General features: G+C 70.1%; 14 protein-coding genes. 7 read left to right on the plus strand and 7 right to left on the minus strand.

All coding sequences use genetic code 11. The annotated features are described in order from the left end of the window. Nucleotides 1-3 precede the first annotated feature (3 nt). Nucleotides 4-936 carry a bifunctional helix-turn-helix transcriptional regulator/GNAT family N-acetyltransferase gene (locus SNAS_RS18325; protein ID WP_013018945.1) on the minus strand — a complete coding sequence of 311 codons (933 nt, stop codon included), beginning with the start codon at nt 934-936 and terminating at the stop codon, nt 4-6. Between the two features lie 140 nt (nt 937-1,076). Between SNAS_RS18325 and SNAS_RS18330 the strand changes: the two genes are divergently transcribed. Beyond that, nucleotides 1,077-1,859 carry a hypothetical protein gene (locus SNAS_RS18330; RefSeq protein WP_013018946.1) on the plus strand — a complete coding sequence of 261 codons (783 nt, stop codon included), beginning with the start codon at nt 1,077-1,079 and terminating at the stop codon, nt 1,857-1,859. A gap of 3 nt (nt 1,860-1,862) precedes the next feature. On the opposite strand, the gene SNAS_RS18335 is transcribed toward SNAS_RS18330, so the two are convergent. The 3 genes from SNAS_RS18335 to SNAS_RS18345 all read right to left on the minus strand — a co-directional run bounded on the left by SNAS_RS18335 (nt 1,863) and on the right by SNAS_RS18345 (nt 5,329). Further along, nucleotides 1,863-2,744: a glycerophosphodiester phosphodiesterase gene (locus SNAS_RS18335; protein WP_013018947.1), complete on the minus strand. Its 882-nt coding sequence runs from the start codon at nt 2,742-2,744 to the stop codon at nt 1,863-1,865. Nucleotides 2,745-2,920: 176 nt separating this feature from the next. Beyond that, the gene (gene cydB / locus SNAS_RS18340; protein ID WP_013018948.1) at nt 2,921-3,925 is read right to left on the minus strand and encodes a cytochrome d ubiquinol oxidase subunit II; all 1,005 of its coding nucleotides are present in this window, start codon (nt 3,923-3,925) and stop codon (nt 2,921-2,923) included. 12 nt (nt 3,926-3,937) lie between these two features. After that, a complete protein-coding gene (locus tag SNAS_RS18345; RefSeq protein ID WP_013018949.1) occupies nt 3,938-5,329 on the minus strand; it encodes a cytochrome ubiquinol oxidase subunit I in 1,392 nt (463 codons plus the stop codon). On the opposite strand from SNAS_RS18345, the gene SNAS_RS18350 reads away from it, so the two are divergent. Together SNAS_RS18350 and SNAS_RS32970 are read left to right on the plus strand one after the other, a co-directional pair. Next, nucleotides 5,328-6,140 carry a lysophospholipid acyltransferase family protein gene (locus tag SNAS_RS18350; RefSeq protein WP_052305054.1) on the plus strand — a complete coding sequence of 271 codons (813 nt, stop codon included), beginning with the start codon at nt 5,328-5,330 and terminating at the stop codon, nt 6,138-6,140. The genes SNAS_RS18345 and SNAS_RS18350 overlap by 2 nt on opposite strands. 138 nt (nt 6,141-6,278) lie before the next feature. After that, the gene (locus SNAS_RS32970; RefSeq protein ID WP_013018951.1) at nt 6,279-6,839 is read left to right on the plus strand and encodes a hypothetical protein; all 561 of its coding nucleotides are present in this window, start codon (nt 6,279-6,281) and stop codon (nt 6,837-6,839) included. Between the two features lie 40 nt (nt 6,840-6,879). On the opposite strand, the gene SNAS_RS18360 is transcribed toward SNAS_RS32970, so the two are convergent. From SNAS_RS18360 to SNAS_RS18370, 3 genes are read right to left on the minus strand one after another with little or no spacing between them, the layout of a single operon-like run. Then, a complete protein-coding gene (locus SNAS_RS18360) occupies nt 6,880-7,374 on the minus strand; it encodes a hypothetical protein (RefSeq protein ID WP_013018952.1) in 495 nt (164 codons plus the stop codon). A gap of 31 nt (nt 7,375-7,405) precedes the next feature. Then, the gene (locus SNAS_RS18365; protein ID WP_013018953.1) at nt 7,406-7,963 is read right to left on the minus strand and encodes a hypothetical protein; all 558 of its coding nucleotides are present in this window, start codon (nt 7,961-7,963) and stop codon (nt 7,406-7,408) included. Between the two features lie 2 nt (nt 7,964-7,965). Next, nucleotides 7,966-10,446 carry a helix-turn-helix transcriptional regulator gene (locus SNAS_RS18370; protein WP_013018954.1) on the minus strand — a complete coding sequence of 827 codons (2,481 nt, stop codon included), beginning with the start codon at nt 10,444-10,446 and terminating at the stop codon, nt 7,966-7,968. Between the two features lie 405 nt (nt 10,447-10,851). Here SNAS_RS18370 and SNAS_RS18375 point away from each other — a divergent pair, with 405 nt between their 5' ends. Genes SNAS_RS18375 through SNAS_RS18390 form a run of 4 tightly spaced genes read left to right on the plus strand, consistent with a single transcriptional unit; the run spans nt 10,852 to nt 15,488 of the window. Continuing rightward, nucleotides 10,852-12,348: a dynamin family protein gene (locus SNAS_RS18375; protein ID WP_211207202.1), complete on the plus strand. Its 1,497-nt coding sequence runs from the start codon at nt 10,852-10,854 to the stop codon at nt 12,346-12,348. Between the two features lie 22 nt (nt 12,349-12,370). Further along, entirely contained in the window at nt 12,371-12,931 is a 561-nt protein-coding gene (gene grpE, locus SNAS_RS18380; RefSeq protein ID WP_013018956.1) for a nucleotide exchange factor GrpE, read from the plus strand. After that, the gene (locus tag SNAS_RS18385) at nt 12,931-14,811 is read left to right on the plus strand and encodes a dynamin family protein (RefSeq protein ID WP_013018957.1); all 1,881 of its coding nucleotides are present in this window, start codon (nt 12,931-12,933) and stop codon (nt 14,809-14,811) included. Before grpE ends, SNAS_RS18385 begins: the two co-directional genes overlap by 1 nt. 14 nt (nt 14,812-14,825) lie before the next feature. After that, nucleotides 14,826-15,488, plus strand: coding sequence for a hypothetical protein (locus SNAS_RS18390; protein ID WP_013018958.1), 663 nt, complete (start codon nt 14,826-14,828; stop codon nt 15,486-15,488). Nucleotides 15,489-15,513: the final 25 nt, after the last annotated feature.

Here is a 15,513-nt window from a genome sequence, read left to right on the forward strand (position 1 = left end):
CCGCTACAGGTCCATGCCCCAGTTCTGGCCGGTGAGGTCGTGGCCGAACAGGTGGACGTCGGTTTCGGACTCCAGCTGGAATCCGGCGCGCTGGTACAGGCGGCGGGCGTCGGCCAGGAGGCTGACCGTCCACAACACCATGCGGCGGTATCCGGCGGCTCGCGCGAAGTCCACACAGGCGTCGATGAGTTTTCCGCCGATGCCCTGGCCGCGGGCGCTGGCCTCCACCAGCAGGACCCGTAGTTTCGCGGTGGCCTCGTCGTCCCCGCGCATGCAGAAGATCGACCCCACCGGTCGGCCGTCCATTTCGGCGATCCAGGCGCGTTCGCGTTGGGGGTCGTGGTCGGTGGCGAAGCCCGCGACGACCCGGGCGACCAGGGCCTCGTAGTCGCCGTTCCAGCCGTGTTCGGCGGCGTAGACGGCGCCGTTGCGGGAGATGACCCAGCCCAGTTCGCCGGGCAGCGGGTCCCGCAGTACCACTGTGGCCGGTTCGGCGCTCGGGGTGAAGGCGGCCTCGATGACGTCCATGGCGGCGAGTACCTCGCGCTGCCGGGTGTCGTCGAGGCCGTCGACGAGCGAGGCCACCGCGTCGATCTGGCGGTCGTCCAGGACGTCGAAGGTCTTGACGCCGGTGGGGGTCAGCGACAGGACGCGGCGGCGGCGGTCGGCTTCGGAGCGTTCGCGCTCCAGCAGGTCGTCGCGGTCGAAGCGGGCCAGGATCCGCGACAGGTAACCGGCGTCCAGGTCGAGGCGGCGGCACAGTTCGGCGGCGTCGATGCCGGGGGTGTGCCGCAACTCCAGCATCACCCGTACCTCGGTCAGCGAGTAGGGGCTGTCGAGCAGTCCTTCGCTCAACACGCCGATGGTCTTGGTGTAGTGCCGGTTGAAACGGCGGACGCGGTCGATGCGTTCGACGCGGGTACGGGTGCTGGTCATCGCGGTCCTTCACAAACTAGTTGACTGAGTCAACTATATCGCGGAGTAGCCGCGGCTACCACACCCGGAGTACTCCCCCGCCGCCAAGCCGCGCCGCGAGGCCGACGACAACACCACCCGGCACCCATAGCGTTGGCCGCATGATACGAGAACTGACGAACAAGATTACAGCACTGTGGACGAACGGTCGGGTTGTCGAACGGATCGGTTACGTCGTCGCGATTCTGGCGTTCACCAGCGGGCTGTTCCACCTCATCGTGTACGCCATCGACGGCGGCCCCTGGACCGGACCGGTGTCGTGGCGCAAACCGGTCACCTTCGGACTGTCCTTTGGCATCGTGCTGGCGACCATCGTGTGGGTGTCGACGTACATCTCCATCGGGCCGAAGTTGCGCACCGTGTTGGTCGGGGCGTTCACCGCCGCCAGCGCCATCGAGGTCGTGGGCATCACGACCCAGCAGTGGCGCGGCCTGCCCTCGCACTTCAACGACGAGGACGCGCTGTCGGCCCTCATCGGGCGGGTGGGCCTGGCCGGTGGCGGCGCGGTCCTCATCGCGATCGTGCTGGCGTTGACGGTGTTGAGCCTGCGTCCGGCGCCGCAGACACCGCCCAGCATGCGGCTGGCGGTGCGGGCCGGACTGTTGATCCTGGTGGGCGCCATGGCTTCGGGGGCGGTCATGATCGCCACCGGCGCGACCCTGTCGGCCACCGAGAGTCACGAGCTGGCCTACCGGGTGTCCGGATGGCTGAAGCCCACGCACGCGGTCACCATGCACGCGGTGACGGTGCTGCCCGCGCTGGCGCTGTTGGCCTCGTGCCTCAAGCGCGACGAGGCCTGGCGGCTGCGACTGGTGAAGCTGGCGGTGGCGGCCTACGGCGCGGCCGTGGTGATCACGGTCGCGGTGAACGTGGCCCTGGGATAGAGGTCAGTCCTTGCAGACGGCGTCGGCGATGGTGGGATCCACGGTGAACACCTCGTCGGCGCCGCCGTTGATGGCGTCGGCCATCGCGGTGGGCGAGTCGACGGCGTGCCAGGCCAGTCGCAGTCCGGCGTCGTGGATGCGCTCGGCGTCCTCGCCGCCGACCTCGTTGAAGTCGACGCCGATGGAGTCGGCCCAGGTCTGGGCCTCGGCCAGTTCCTCTTCACCGGGGACGCTGGCCGTCTCCCACTGGATGCTGGCCTCGGGGACCCAGCGGGCCAGGTCGCTCATGGCCTCGGCCTCGCTGGAGCGCAGCTGGACCAGGCGGGCGTCGAACAGTTCCTCCCAGCGCTCGTCGGCGCGGAACTCGTTGTCGACGGCCTCGGCCAGGCCGGGCGTGGTGGCCAGGTCGCGCGGCGCCAGTGACAGGCCGATGCCGGACTCGACGGAGGCGTAGTCGAGCAGGTCGCGCATCGTCAGCAGCTTCTGGCCCCGGTAGCCGTCGCCGAACCAGGTGCCCGCGTCGAGGCGTTCGAGTTCGGCGAGGGTGAAGGTGTCGACGTTGTCGTCGGCACGCTTGGGGAAGACCTCGGCGACGTTGGTGGTGCGGCGCAGGTTGGCGTCGCGCACCAGGACCGGGACGCCGTCGGCGGTGAGCCGCACGTCGGCCGACAGCCAGGTGCCCTTGCGGGCGACGGCCTGGCTCATGGCCGCGGCGGTCATGTCGGGGGCGGTGGCGGTCTTGCCGCCGTCGGCGAAGACGGTCACGCTCTCCAGGCAGGACTTCGGCGGCGTGTAGGCCTGGGTGGAGACGGTGGCGGTCGCGCTACCGGTTACGAGTACGGCTCCGACACAGCCGATTCCGACGACTCGACGCCTCCACGACATGTATCAGACCTTCTTGCGAGAAATAGGACAGCAGCCAACTTAGCCTATCGTCTCCACTCCTCACCAACGGGATTACCGGATTGCTTGCGGCAGCGGGACCATAGCCGAGTTTACGCCTGGTTCACCTGCTCGTAAGTGTCGGGGAGGTCACCGGCGGTGGCGCTTTTGGCCAGTTTTCAGGTGTGCGCGTCGGCCTGCCGGGGCGCGGTGAGGCGTTTGCGGAACACCCAGTAGGTCCAGCCCTGGTACAGCAGCACCACCGGGGTGAAGATCGCCGCCACGATCGTCATGATCTTCAGCGTGTAGGGCGAGGAGGCGGTTCCGGCGACGGTGAGGCTGTAGGCGGAGTCGATCGTGGACGGCATGACGTCGGGGAACAGCGCGGTGAACAGCGCCGCGACCACGGCGGTGATGGTGACGGTGGTGGCCGAAAACGACCAGCCCTCGCGTCCGGCGGCCACGAGCGCCACGGCGGCGACCAGGGCCACGGCGGCGGTGATCGACAGGGCGATGGAGGCGGGGTTGGCGTGTTTGAACGCCGTCCAGGTCAGGAAGGCCGCCGCGGCGACGATGGTCACCACGCCCAGGCGTACGGCGGTGCGGCGGGCGGTGGTGCGCAGCGGGTCGGTGGTCTTCAGCGCCAGGAACACCGCGCCGTGGGTGGTGAACAGGGCCAGCGTGGTCAGGCCGCCCAGTAGCGCGTAGCCGCCCAGCAGGTCGAACACGGTTCCGGCGTAGTTGCCGTCGGCGTTGATGGGGACTCCGGCGGTGAGGTTGGCGAAGGCGACGCCCCACAGGAACGACGGCAGTATCGATCCGGCGATGATGCAGGCGTCCCAGCGGCGCTGCCAGGCGATGTCGTCGCGCTTGTGGCGGTATTCGATGCCCACGGCGCGCACGATCAGGGCGATGAGGATGACCAGAAGCGGCAGGTAGAAGCCGGAGAACAGGGTGGCGTACCAGGCGGGGAAGGCGGCGAAGGTGGCGCCTCCGGCCACGATCAGCCAGACTTCGTTGCCGTCCCACACCGGTCCGATGGTGCCCATCATGGTGGCGCGGGTGGGGTTGTCGCGGCCGATGACGCCCATGAGGGTGCCGACGCCGAAGTCGAATCCCTCCAGGACGAAGTAGCCGGTCCACAGTACGGCGATGAGTACGAACCACACGGTCGGCAGATCCATGGTGGTGTCTCCTTAGTAGGTGGCGGGTTCGGTGGGCAGTCCGGCTTTGGCGTAGCGCAGCAGGAGTCCGATCTCGACGACCGCCAGGACGGCGTACAGGGTGGTGAAGCCGATCAGGGAGGTCATGATCTCGGCGAAGGACACCGACGGGGACACGCCGTCTTCGGTTTTCAGCAGCGTGAACACGATCCAGGGCTGGCGGCCGGTCTCGGTGAAGATCCAGCCGAAGGCGGTGGCGGCCAGCGGCAGCAGCGGCGAGACGACCATGAGGCGGCGCAGCCACCGGTTGGACGGGGTTCTGCCGCGCCGCAGCGTCCACAGTGCCAGCAGTGCGACGCCGGTGGCGGCGATGCCCAGGCCGATCATGGCGCGAAACGACCAGTAGGTCAGCGGGATGTTGGGACGGTAGTCGCCGGGGCCGTATTTGTCCTGATAGGAGGCGTTGACGTCGTTGATGCCCAGGACCTCGCCGTCGAACGATCCGGTGCCCAGGAAGGACAGCAGGCCCGGCACGGTGATGGACCAGACCTCCTCGGTGCCGTCGAGGCTGCCGATGGTGAGGATGGAGAACGCGGCGGGTTGTTCGGTCTCGTAGAGGGCTTCGGCGGCGGCCATCTTCATCGGCTGGGTCTCGGTCATGATCTTGCCCTGGATGTCGCCGGTGACCACGACGGCGACCGAGGCGACGAGGACGGTGACGGCGCCGATCTTGGCCGCCGAGCGCCAGGCTTTTTCGGCCGTGGGGTCGGTGTCGGTCGGCGATTGGGTATCGTCGCCGCGATGATGGCGCATCAGATGCCACATGGCCACGGCCAGCATGAAGGCCCCCGAGGTGAGGAAGACCGCCGCCAGCGTGTGCGGGAGGGTGATGAGAGCGACCTTGTTGCCCAGAAGCGCCGCGAAGTCGACCAGTTCGACGCGGTCGTTGTTGAGCGTGTGGCCGGTGGGCCATTGCATGAAGGAGTTCGCCACCAGGATGAAGTACGCCGACAGCGCGGTGCCGAACGCGGCGATCCAGATACAGGCCAGGTGGACGCGGCGTGGGAGTTTGTCCCAGCCGAAGATCCACAGTCCCAGGAAGGTCGACTCGAGGAAGAACGCGGCCAGGCCCTCGATGGCCAGCGGGGCGCCGAAGACGTCGCCGACGTATGTGGAGTACGCCGACCAGTTCATGCCGAACTGGAATTCCTGGACGATGCCGGTCACCACGCCCATGGCGAAGTTGATGAGGAACAGTTTGCCGAACAGTTTGGTCAGTTTGAGCCAGCGCTCGTCATTGGTGCGCACCCACGCGGACTGCATCCCGGCGACCAGAAAGGACAGCCCGATGGTGAGCGGGACGAACAGGAAATGGTAAACGGTGGTTATGGCGAACTGCCAGCGCGATGCATCGAGGACGTCCATGGATAGTGACCCCTCCTCCAGTCTTCTACCTGACGTAGAAGACTCTACAGGACGTAGAAGTTATCGGCCGACGCGACTGTGGCGTTTCCTGCTGCGCCTGTCACGCGTATTGATCCCCATGTTCTGCCGGTTGAGGATAACCGGCGAGATACCAGGGGAACTGCGTAAATCCTCGATGATCCTGGCCGCCAACCACATAGGGACCTTCGACCCGTTCGTCCTCATCGCCGCGTGCGCCCGCAAGGGACTGGCCCCCCGGTTCCTGGCCACCGCCGGACTGTTCCGGGCCCCGGTGTTCGGCTCGATCATGCGCGGTTGCGGCCACATCCAGGTCGACCGGGGCAAGCACACCGTCACCGAGGCCCTGCACAACGCCATCGACGCCCTGGACGAGGGCTCGTGCATCCTCATCTACCCCGAGGGACGGGTCACTTTGGACCCCGGACTGTGGCCCGAGAACGGCAAGACCGGCGTCGCCCGGCTCGCGCTGACCTCCAAGGCCCCGGTGCTGGCGATATCGCAGTGGGGCGCCCACGAGGTGATGGCCTACGACACCCCCGGCGCGATCGCGCGCAGCCTGCTGACCGCCCTGTGGCGCCGCCCCATCGCGCGGGTGCACTTCGCCGGACTCGTCGACCTGAGCGGCCCCGACATGACGCCGCGCAAGGCCACCGACCGCATCACCGAGCACTACCTGGACGCGCTGCCACCCCTGCGCGCCGACGAGCCGGTGCTGCCGCGCCACATCGACCCCATCCGGCCGCTGTCCTCGGCGCGCACGTACCGCCGCCCCAAGCCCCCCGACCAGTGACCCCGACCCCGGCCCCGGCCCCGGCCCCGGCCCCGGCCCCGGCCTCGGGACCGTGTCCGATGGACAGGCATCCCAGGATTTCGGACACGCCCACGCCAGGGCGTCGCCACACGCGCGTGTAACGGTCAGGTTTGGACCATGACCTCGACAACCATGACCTCAAACCTCGTCAACCGCTGGCCCACCGCGCTGGGACTGCTCGGAGCCGCCGGCTGCATCACCGCGATCCTCATGGGCGCCAAAGAATCCGAGTTCGGAAGCGCCGCGGCGATCATGGCCGGCATGTACCTGTTCGCCTACGCCCTCAACAAACCCGTCACCGTCTGGCTGGCCTTCCCGGTGATGTCGGCGGCCACGACCGTCGTCACGTTCCTGGGCTACGACTCGGCGGTGTGGATTCCAGCGCTGCTGGTCGTGCTGTGGGTGTGGGCGCTGGTCGCCGGCCGGGCCGCCGACGGCCGCCTGTTCACCGTGCAGACCGTCGGCATGATCGCCTTCGGGGCCATCACCTTGGCGACGGCCTTCGCCGAACCGACGCTCGGCGGCGTCCTGGCGGGACTGGGCTTCTTCGCCCACGGGCTGTGGGACGTGGCGCATTTCCGTGCCGACAAGGTCGTCAACCGGCCCTGGTCGGAGTTCTGCGCGGTGGTGGACATCCCCGTCGGCCTCACCCTCATCGCCGCCGCCCTGCTCGGGTGACCGGCGCCGCGTTCGATGGCGGCGGCCCGGACCCGCACGGTCACAGGCAGACCCAGCAGTACAGCTGCTGATCGTCGTCGCGGGCCCGCCGGGCCAGGGTGACCAGTGACTGGGCCACCGGCAGCAGGTCCTCCGCACTCGCGCCGTACAGCTCCTCGGTCCGCGCCCACCGCGCGACCGTGTCGGGCAGTGCGGCGTCGAGTGCGTCGGCCAGCGTGTCGCGCACCGCGGGGTCCAGTCGCGACACCCACGGACCGGTGGCCCACGGGTCGTCCTCGGCGGCGGGGCCGTCGGGGCCGGGCATCGGGGTGGTGGGCCACACCATCGTCTCGGCGACGAGGTCCGCGCTCCAGGGCACCTGCCGGATCGCCGCGATCAGCGCGCCCAAGACGATGGGGGCGTCGACGCCCTTGGCCTCGACGCCCTCGAACACCGCGTGCTCGCCGTTGACGAGCGGGTCGCCGTCCTCGGTTCGCATCGCGCGCACCACGTCGGCCGCGTCAGCGGCACGGAAGTAGTCGGTCAGCACACCCACGGTTGTCTCCTGTCGCGATGGTTGAGCCAAACTAGACCAGGCAGGCGCGCCCGCGAATGTCCGCTAAGGACGTGCGGGTGCGTTTGATGAACGCCAGGACCGCCTCGCGCGTGGTGGCCACCCCCAGCGACTTGCGGGCCGCGGCGATACGGCGGTTGGCGGTGCGCAGCGACAGGAACTCCGCCTCGGCCGCCGCCGCGATCGTCTCGCCGTCGGCCAGCCGCTCCAGCAGCGCGGCCTGCTCCGGCGTGACCGGCAGCGCCGCCGCGTCGGGTTCGGCCGGTTCGGCGACCGGGTCGACGCCCACGGGTCCGATGCGCGCCAGGTCGGCCGACAGGGCCAGGCCCTGGGCCGAGGACGGGTCGCACACGCACACGACCCCCGCACCCCGGGCCGCCGCCAACACGGCCAGACCGGCGGTGTCGGCGTCAGGGACGCGCCCGTAACGCAGCATCTTGCCCGCCGAGACGTCCCAGCCGCCCTCGGTGATGGCGAAACCCTGGCGGGTGTTCCAACCGTCGCGCGACAGGCGACGCAGCACAGTGGTGGCCTCGGCGGCCGTCGCGACTATGTACAAGGGAGCGGACATGGTCACTGTCCGTCCTGTGTCAGCAGTTCGGCGGCCCGCACCGCCGCTTCGGTACGGGTCTTGGCCCCCAGTTTGCGCATCCCGGCACGGATGTGGGTCTCCACGGTCTCGCGGGTGATACCCAACGCCACCGCGATCCGGCGGGTCGGTTCACCGGCGGCGACCATCGTCAGCACCTGCTGCTCCCGCGACGTCAACGCGTCCCCGGCGCGTTTGCCGCGCCGATCGCGCCGCACCCGGTGGCGCCGCAAGGCTTGCCGCGCCCGTCCGGCCAAAATGGTCAACCCCGCTTCGTCGGCGATCGCCTCGGCCGCCTCCAACGGCGGCACCGCCCCGGCCGCGTCCGGCGCGTACAAACCGTGCGCCAAAAGGCATCGCACCTGTTCCCGCACCACAACCTCCCGCCACGCCTCGGCGGCGGTGTCGAAGGCCCCGGCGGCCGACGCGTCCACCGCGGCGGCCTGCCAGGCGCTCAACGTCTGTCGGGCCGGATCCGGCACCGAGTCGATGTCCCCGGCCTCGGAAGGCTCACCGGCGTCGAAGGCGGCCCAGTTGGCGGTGATGCGGCCCATCCCCGACACCAGCGAGGCGTCGTCCCCGGCGGCGGCCCTGGCCTGGGCGGGCTGGTTGTCCAGCCACGCGGCCTCACCGGCAACCCAGCGCAGCACCGTCGCCACCGACGGCGGCACCGGACCGGCGTTGCGCAGCCGGTGCCGGGCGTTGCGCAGCGCACCGGTGTCGGCCTCGGCGAGGCTTGCCGAGGCGGTGGCGTAGCCGCGCGCCACCGACGGCAGCGCGTGGTCCAGCAGCGTGACCGCCCGCGAGGCGGCCTCCTCCAGGTGCCCACCCCCCAGGACCCGGCACCACACCTGCGCGGCCAGAAACCGGGTCTGCCAGCTGTAGGCGTGATCGGCGGTGCACGCGGCCGCGGCCCGTTCGGCGGCCGCGGCGGCCTGGTCGAGGTTGCCGTCGGCGATGAGGTACTCCACCAGCAGCCAGGCGCTCCACCGGGCGGTCAGGGCATCGCCGTCCCGTCCGGCGGCGACCGCGGCGGCGGCCAGGCCCTGCTGCCAGCCCGGTTCGCGGCGGCGCGCGTCGTGCGCGGCCACGGCGGCAGCCAGTCCCGGCGCACTCGGCCGGTCCCCGTGCCGGGCCCGCACGGCGGCGGCCACGGTGTCGGCCGAGGCACCCGCCAGCGCCGTCAACAGCCGCACCCGGTCGACAGCCTCGGCCAGTCCGTCGTCCAGTTTCGACGAATCGGGCAGGGTGGCGGCGACCTCGGCCGCCTTGTTGGTGTGACCGGCGTGCAGATGGGCCTGCGCCCGCGCCACCGTCGCCTCCACGCTCGACAGCTGCTCCAGCACCGTCAGCGCCGAACGCGGTCGTCCCACCGCCAGGGCCGCGGCGGCGGCCTCCAGCCGGGTGGCCTCGTCGGCGGGCGAATCACTCAGCGCGCACGCGAACAGCAGCGCCTCGGCGCGGCGGGCCTGGTTGTCGCCACCGGCGGCGCGCAGCGCTCGCTGGTAGGCGGCCGGGTTGTCGCCAGCGGCAGCAAGATGCCGCGCGGCCTCGACGTCGTCGACCAGTTCGGCCAGCCCCCGGTGCAGTTCGGCGCGGCCGTCGGGGTCCAGGATCCCGGCGGCGATCTCGGCGCTGTAGGGCGACACCGGCGCCACACTCTGGTTGTCGTCGACCGTGACGAGGCCCGCCTCGGCCAGTTCGGACACGCCCTCGCCCAGCAGACCGGCCGGGGCCGGGCGTCCCAAAAGGCCCAAAGCTGCCAGCGCGGTACGGGCGGCGCGCGGCAGATCGGCGATCGCCTCGGCCAGGACGTGCACCGCGTCGGGAGTGGCCTGGGCCGGGTCCTTGATGGACTTGCCGCCCCGGGCCTGGGCGTGTCTGGCCAGCGACGCCAACGCCAGCGGGTTACCGCCGGCGCGTTTGACCAGCGCGGTCACCGCCGCGTCGGCCAGGCCCGGCGCGTGGTCGCGCACCAGGGCCGCGGCGGCGGCGTCGGGAATCGGCGGGATCTCCACGGTGGTGGCCGCCGCGAACAGCGGTTCCGTGATCGCCTCGGGCAGCCGGTGCGGTGTGCGCAGCGCGGCAGCGATGCGGCAGTGCTCGGCCAGTTTCGGCAGCACCGCCAGCGTCACCGGGTCGCACCACTGCAGGTCGTCGATGACGAGCAGGCCGCCGCGCACCCGGGAACGCACCGCCTCGGCGCACAGCGGCGTGTCGTGGGTGGGCAGTTTGGCCTTGACCGCGCGCGCCAACGCCAGCGCGGAATTGCCGCGCAACATGGACAGTCCCCCGCCCGCGTAGACGGGACCGCGAAACGCGCCCGCGAGGCGATGCAGCAGATGTGACCGGCCACTTCCGGCCGGGCCGGTCACGATGACCAGGCCGGGCTGGGCGAGAGCCTCGGCCACGCGCGCACCAAGACCGGCGGGGTCGTCGTGGGACCGAGTGTCGTCGGCTGACACGTGGCTCCTTCCCGATGAGAAACCTGTAGGCAATGGTGCCGGTGGCACGAAACGGGGATGTCGCGAGGACTCGTCGTTTCGTAGGGTCGGGGCAGTACCTCACATAAAACACTGACGGTCAGGCCGCGTCCCACCCGGCCATCATATTTTGGCAAAGGAATCGCTGCGATGTCCGCTCCCACCGCGACGCCCGGCCACGCCGGGAACGACGTGGGGGCTCGCGCTCGCCCGCGCTGGACGAGTTGCGGTAGCGTCGGTGTGCCCGCCGGATTCCGGTTCGGACGGGCATGCCCCTGCCGGTGGGCACCGCGCACCGGTTTCGTCGTCGTTCCCGGAAGGAGGCCGGCGCCGCGGCACCGGGTCACCCGCGCCGTTACGCGTCCGCACACCATGGCATCTGGCCCATTGAGTACCCGAGTCGCCGCCTTGTGCGCCGAACTGTCGCCCCGCCTGTCTCCCCGGTCGCGCGCCGAGGTCGACGGTGTCAGAGCTCGTATCGGCCAGCCGTTGCGGGTGGCCATCGCCGGACGCCTCAAAGCGGGTAAGTCCACTCTCGTCAACGCGTTGATCGGACGGCGGGTCGCCCCCACCGAGGTCGGCGAGTGTACCCGCCTGGTCACCCAGTTCCGTTACGGCACCTCCGACCGGGTCGACGTCGTCAAACGCGACGGCACCCGCGTCAGCCTGCCCCTCGACGACGCCGGAATGGTCCCGCAGAAACTCAACGTCCCCCGCGAACAGGTCGCCTACGTCGACGTCACCCTGACCTCCGACCGGCTGGAGAACCTGACGGTCGTGGACACCCCGGGCATGTCCTCGGTGAACACCTCGATCTCCAACGAGGCCAACAAGTTCCTGTTCGACGCGCCCATCGCCGACGACATCGACCCCGACTCGCAGTCGGCGCTGTCGGGCGCCGAGGCCATCATCTACACCTTCACCCAGTCGGTGCGCGAGGACGACCTGCAGGCGCTGGAGGCGTTTCGCACCATGTCGTCGCGGCTGTCGTCCAACCCGATCAACTCGCTGGGCCTGTTCAACAAGGTCGACAAGCTGGCACCCACCCCCTCGGGCGACCCGTGGCCGGTGGCCGAGCCGCTGTCGCGCTCCCAGTCGCAACTGATGCGCCGCGTCGTGTCCGACGTGGTCCCCGTCGTTGGGCTGTTGGCCGAGACCACCGAGGCCGGACGGCTCACCGCCGCCGACTGCGAGGCGCTGCGCAAACTCGCCGAGCTGCCGCAGGAGGAACGCACCGTGCTGTTGGCCGCGGCGTCGCTGTTCTCCACCCGCGAATGCCCCGTCTCGCCCGAGCAGCGCGAACGGCTGCTGCGGCTGTTGGACCTGTACGGCATCAACTTCGCCATCGCGCACCTGGTGGCCAACCCGTCGATGGCCACCGGTGAACTGGTGCGGCTGCTGTTCGCCGCCTCCGGGTTCCCCCGGCTGCGCCAGACACTGGAGCAGGCTTTCCGGCTGCGCTCCGACGCCATCAAGGCCGGTTGGGGCCTGGCCCGGCTGGAGACGCTGGCCTCCACGACCGCCTCCCCGCAGGAGCGGGAGATGCTGCGCGACGCCATCGAACGCGTCATCCAGGACCCGCAGTACCACCGGCTGCGGCTCATCGAGGTGGCCGCCCAGGTCACCACCGGCACCGTCGAGCTGCCCTCCGACATGGAATCCGAGATCGCCCGGCTGGCGTTGTCCTCCGAGCCGTCCCACGTGCTGGGTCTTCCTGCCAATGACCACGAAGCACTGGTCAAGGCGGCTCTGGCGGCCAATAATCGCTGGAGGGCGTTCGCGGTGGGTGGGGCCTCCCCCGCCCAGGCGCGCGTCGCGCACGTCGTGGCCCGCGGTTTCCACCTGCTGGCCCAGCAACTTCGTTCACCCCGCACCGCCCACTGATCCCATCTAAAAGGAGAAGACGATGTCGACAAGCCACCTGCGGCTGATAGCCACAGTGGCGGTCATCGCCGCCGCCGCGCTGACCGGTGTGGTCACCGGCCTGCTGGGGGCCACCGGCACATCCACCCTCGCGATCCCGGTGGCAGCGGCCGGTTTCGGCGGCGCGCTGATCGCCGGTGCCGTCGTGGTGGGCCTGCTGGGCGGACGGTTGAAGCCCCTCGCGGCGCCCGCGGCCGCCGCCGCACCGGCGCCCGCCCCCGACTCGGCGGCGCTGGCGGCCATCGACCAGCTCAACACCGAACGCCGCACCCTCATCGACACCTGCATCTACGTGCGGGACCGCGCCACCAGCCAGGCCATCTCCGACAAGATCGGCGCCGGGCTCACCCAGGCCGGTGTGGCCACGGTGTCGCCGGTGGGCGAGCGCTTCGACCCCACCCGTCACGAGGCCGGCGGCACCACTCCGGCCGCCGACGCCAGCCACGACGGCCTGATCGCGGCGGTCGAGACCGTCGGCTACGCCGACCGCACCGCGGTGCTGCGCAACCCGATCGTCACCGTCTACCGCAACGGAGGTGCCTGATGACCACCGAAGCCCCCGCGAAGCAGGCGGCGGCGAAACCCGACCCGGCCGCGGCGCTGGAGAAGCTGTGCCGCACCGCCGTCACCAACGGCATCGCCGCGTTGCGCAAGGTCGACGCCGACGCCGCCCAGGACCTGGACGCCCAGAAACGCGACTCGGCGGCCACCCCGGCGATGGTCATCGTCGGTGAGACCAAACGCGGCAAGTCCTCGCTAACCAACGCCCTGATCGGGGTGCCCAACCTGTCGCCGGTGGACGCGGCCGTGGCCACCAGCTCCTACCTGGAGTTCGAGCACGGCGAGCAGCACACCGTGCAGGCGTACGTGCCCGGCAACGAGGTCCCGGTGCCGCTCAACCCGACCGACATCCGCGACTGGGGCACCACGCTGGGCCAGCTGCCCGGCGGCGTGCGGCCGCCCCGGCGGCTGCGCATCACGCACTCGGCGCCGCTGTTGCAGTACCTGACGCTCATCGACACCCCCGGTGTCGGCGGTCTGGACGCCCTGCACGCCGAGGTGGCGCTGGACGCGGTCTCCAAGGCCACGGCGCTGCTGTTCGTCGTGGACTCGTCCTCGCCGTTCTCGAAGCCGGAGCTGGACTTCCTCATCGAGGCCAGCAAACGCGTCAACTTCGTCATGTTCGCGCTGACCAAGACCGACGCCTACCCCGGCTGGCAGCGCATCCGCGACGACGACATCGCCTTGTTGCAGACGCACGCGCCCCGGTTCGCCACCGCGCCGTTCTTCCCGGTGTCGTCGAGGCTGGCCGAGATGGCACTGACGATGCCGCCCGACGCGGCCAAGACCCTCATCGACGAGTCGCGGATCGCGGCGTTGCAGCACGCGCTGATCAAACTGGGTTCGCGCGGCAACATCCTGCAGCAGGCGAACCTGTTGCGCAGTCTGCGCAGCGAGTTCATCCGGCTGGACCTGGGCGTCATGGAGAACCTCAAGACGCTGTCGCCCGACCCGCAGGTCACCGAGAAGCTCAAAGAAGACAAGAAGCGCGTCATGAAGTTGAAGCGCGGCCAGAACAAGCAGTCCAACATGGCGCTGCGCACCGAGATCCAGCGTGCCCGGGTCGAGGCGACGTCGCGGCTGCGCACCTACGTGACGAAACTGCAGGACGAACTGCTCAACAAGGTCGAGAAAGCCAACCGCGGCGAGATCAAGAACATGCCGACCGAGGTCGACCGCGCCCTGCACGCCCTGTCGGTGCGGTTGAGCCAGGAACTGGACTACCGGTTCAAGGTGCTGGCCGACCGCGCGCTGTCGCAGATGTTCCCGCCCAATGAACTGGCCCAGGTCATCGGGCGCATCAACGCGCAGCTGCGGATGCAGTCGGGTTCCAAACCGCGCCGGGAGACCTCCGGCGACAACGCGATGCTGGTGATGTCGTCGGCCGGTACGGCCATGATGGCCGGACGGGTGGTCACGATGGGTGCCGCCGGTGCCGGTATCGCGGCCACCGGCGTGGCCAGCGTCGCCCTGGCGGCCTCCGGTGTGGGTATCGGTCTGGCGGCGGCGGCTTTCATGATGTACCGGCGCAAGGTCTCCCAGGACCGGCAGCAGGCCCAGCGGTGGGTCCGCGAGGTGTTGCAGGAGACGCGCGCGTCGCTGCAGGAGGAGATCCAGTACCGGTTCACCGAGATCGAGTACACCTTCAACCTGGCTCTGGACGACGCGCTGGAGAAGCGCGGCGATCAGCTGGACAAGCAGATCGCCGCCGCCGAGAAGGCACTCAAGCAGGACAACGCCACCCGGGCGAAGAAGAAGGAAGGGCTCACCAAACGCCATGAGGCGTTGAAGCTCAAGATCAAGCAGGTTGACGAGGTCCTGGCCAAGGCCAGGGCAGTGCTGCCGAAGACAGCCGAAGGTTAAGGACGACACACGCGATGAACTGGGCCGATGATTCCGACTCCCCCACCGGCGACGAGGCGTACCCCGAACCCGATCCGGGCATGGACGACGCCGCGTACGACGAGTCGACCGGCGACGACGAGGTCAGCGACTTCGACGCCGAGGACGACACGCTGGACCCCGACGCCGAGGTGAGCGAGGACGGCGATGAACCCGTCGCCTCCGACGAGGGCGCCGAGGGCGATGCCGACGCCGAGGCCGCCGACGAGGGTGAGCAACCGGCCCCCGACGGTCCCGACGCGGACGCCGACGTGGAGGACGAGCCGGAGCCGGCCGGTGGCGACGAGCCGGAGACCGACCCGGACGCCGAGGCCATCGAGATCACCGACGACGAGGTCGTGGGCACCGATCCCGACGCCGATTTGGCCGCCGACGACCCGGCCTTCGACGCCGAGTTCCCGCCGGACATCGACATGGACGCCCGTCCCGAGCCCGTCGACGGCGAGCCGTGGTCGGACGCCAGCCTGCTGGGTTCGACCTCGGACGCGGGCACCGACTGGGCCGCCTACGACTACTCCGCGCCGCCCATGGACGATCTGTTCGCCATGGACGGTGCCTCCTCGGGCAGCTGGGACTCCCTGGCCGCCTCCGACGACCCGGCGGTGTCGTCTCTGGCACGCTGGTGGCAGCCGACGTAACGCACACGACCGCTCCCGGGGGGAT

This window comes from Stackebrandtia nassauensis DSM 44728, from assembly GCF_000024545.1.
Lineage (GTDB): Bacteria > Actinomycetota > Actinomycetes > Mycobacteriales > Micromonosporaceae > Stackebrandtia > Stackebrandtia nassauensis.

Coding starts and splice junctions, on each gene's coding strand:
- grpE (WP_013018956.1), top strand. CDS start 12,371: ATGTCGACAAGCCACCTGCGGCTGATAGCCACAGTGGCGGTCATCGCC.
- SNAS_RS18365 (WP_013018953.1), bottom strand. CDS start 7,963: ATGTCCGCTCCCTTGTACATAGTCGCGACGGCCGCCGAGGCCACCACT.
- SNAS_RS18385 (WP_013018957.1), top strand. CDS start 12,931: ATGACCACCGAAGCCCCCGCGAAGCAGGCGGCGGCGAAACCCGACCCG.
- SNAS_RS18350 (WP_052305054.1), top strand. CDS start 5,328: ATGGATAGTGACCCCTCCTCCAGTCTTCTACCTGACGTAGAAGACTCT.
- SNAS_RS18345 (WP_013018949.1), bottom strand. CDS start 5,329: ATGGACGTCCTCGATGCATCGCGCTGGCAGTTCGCCATAACCACCGTT.
- cydB (WP_013018948.1), bottom strand. CDS start 3,925: ATGGATCTGCCGACCGTGTGGTTCGTACTCATCGCCGTACTGTGGACC.
- SNAS_RS18335 (WP_013018947.1), bottom strand. CDS start 2,744: ATGTCGTGGAGGCGTCGAGTCGTCGGAATCGGCTGTGTCGGAGCCGTA.
- SNAS_RS18330 (WP_013018946.1), top strand. CDS start 1,077: ATGATACGAGAACTGACGAACAAGATTACAGCACTGTGGACGAACGGT.
- SNAS_RS32970 (WP_013018951.1), top strand. CDS start 6,279: ATGACCTCGACAACCATGACCTCAAACCTCGTCAACCGCTGGCCCACC.
- SNAS_RS18390 (WP_013018958.1), top strand. CDS start 14,826: ATGAACTGGGCCGATGATTCCGACTCCCCCACCGGCGACGAGGCGTAC.
- SNAS_RS18325 (WP_013018945.1), bottom strand. CDS start 936: ATGACCAGCACCCGTACCCGCGTCGAACGCATCGACCGCGTCCGCCGT.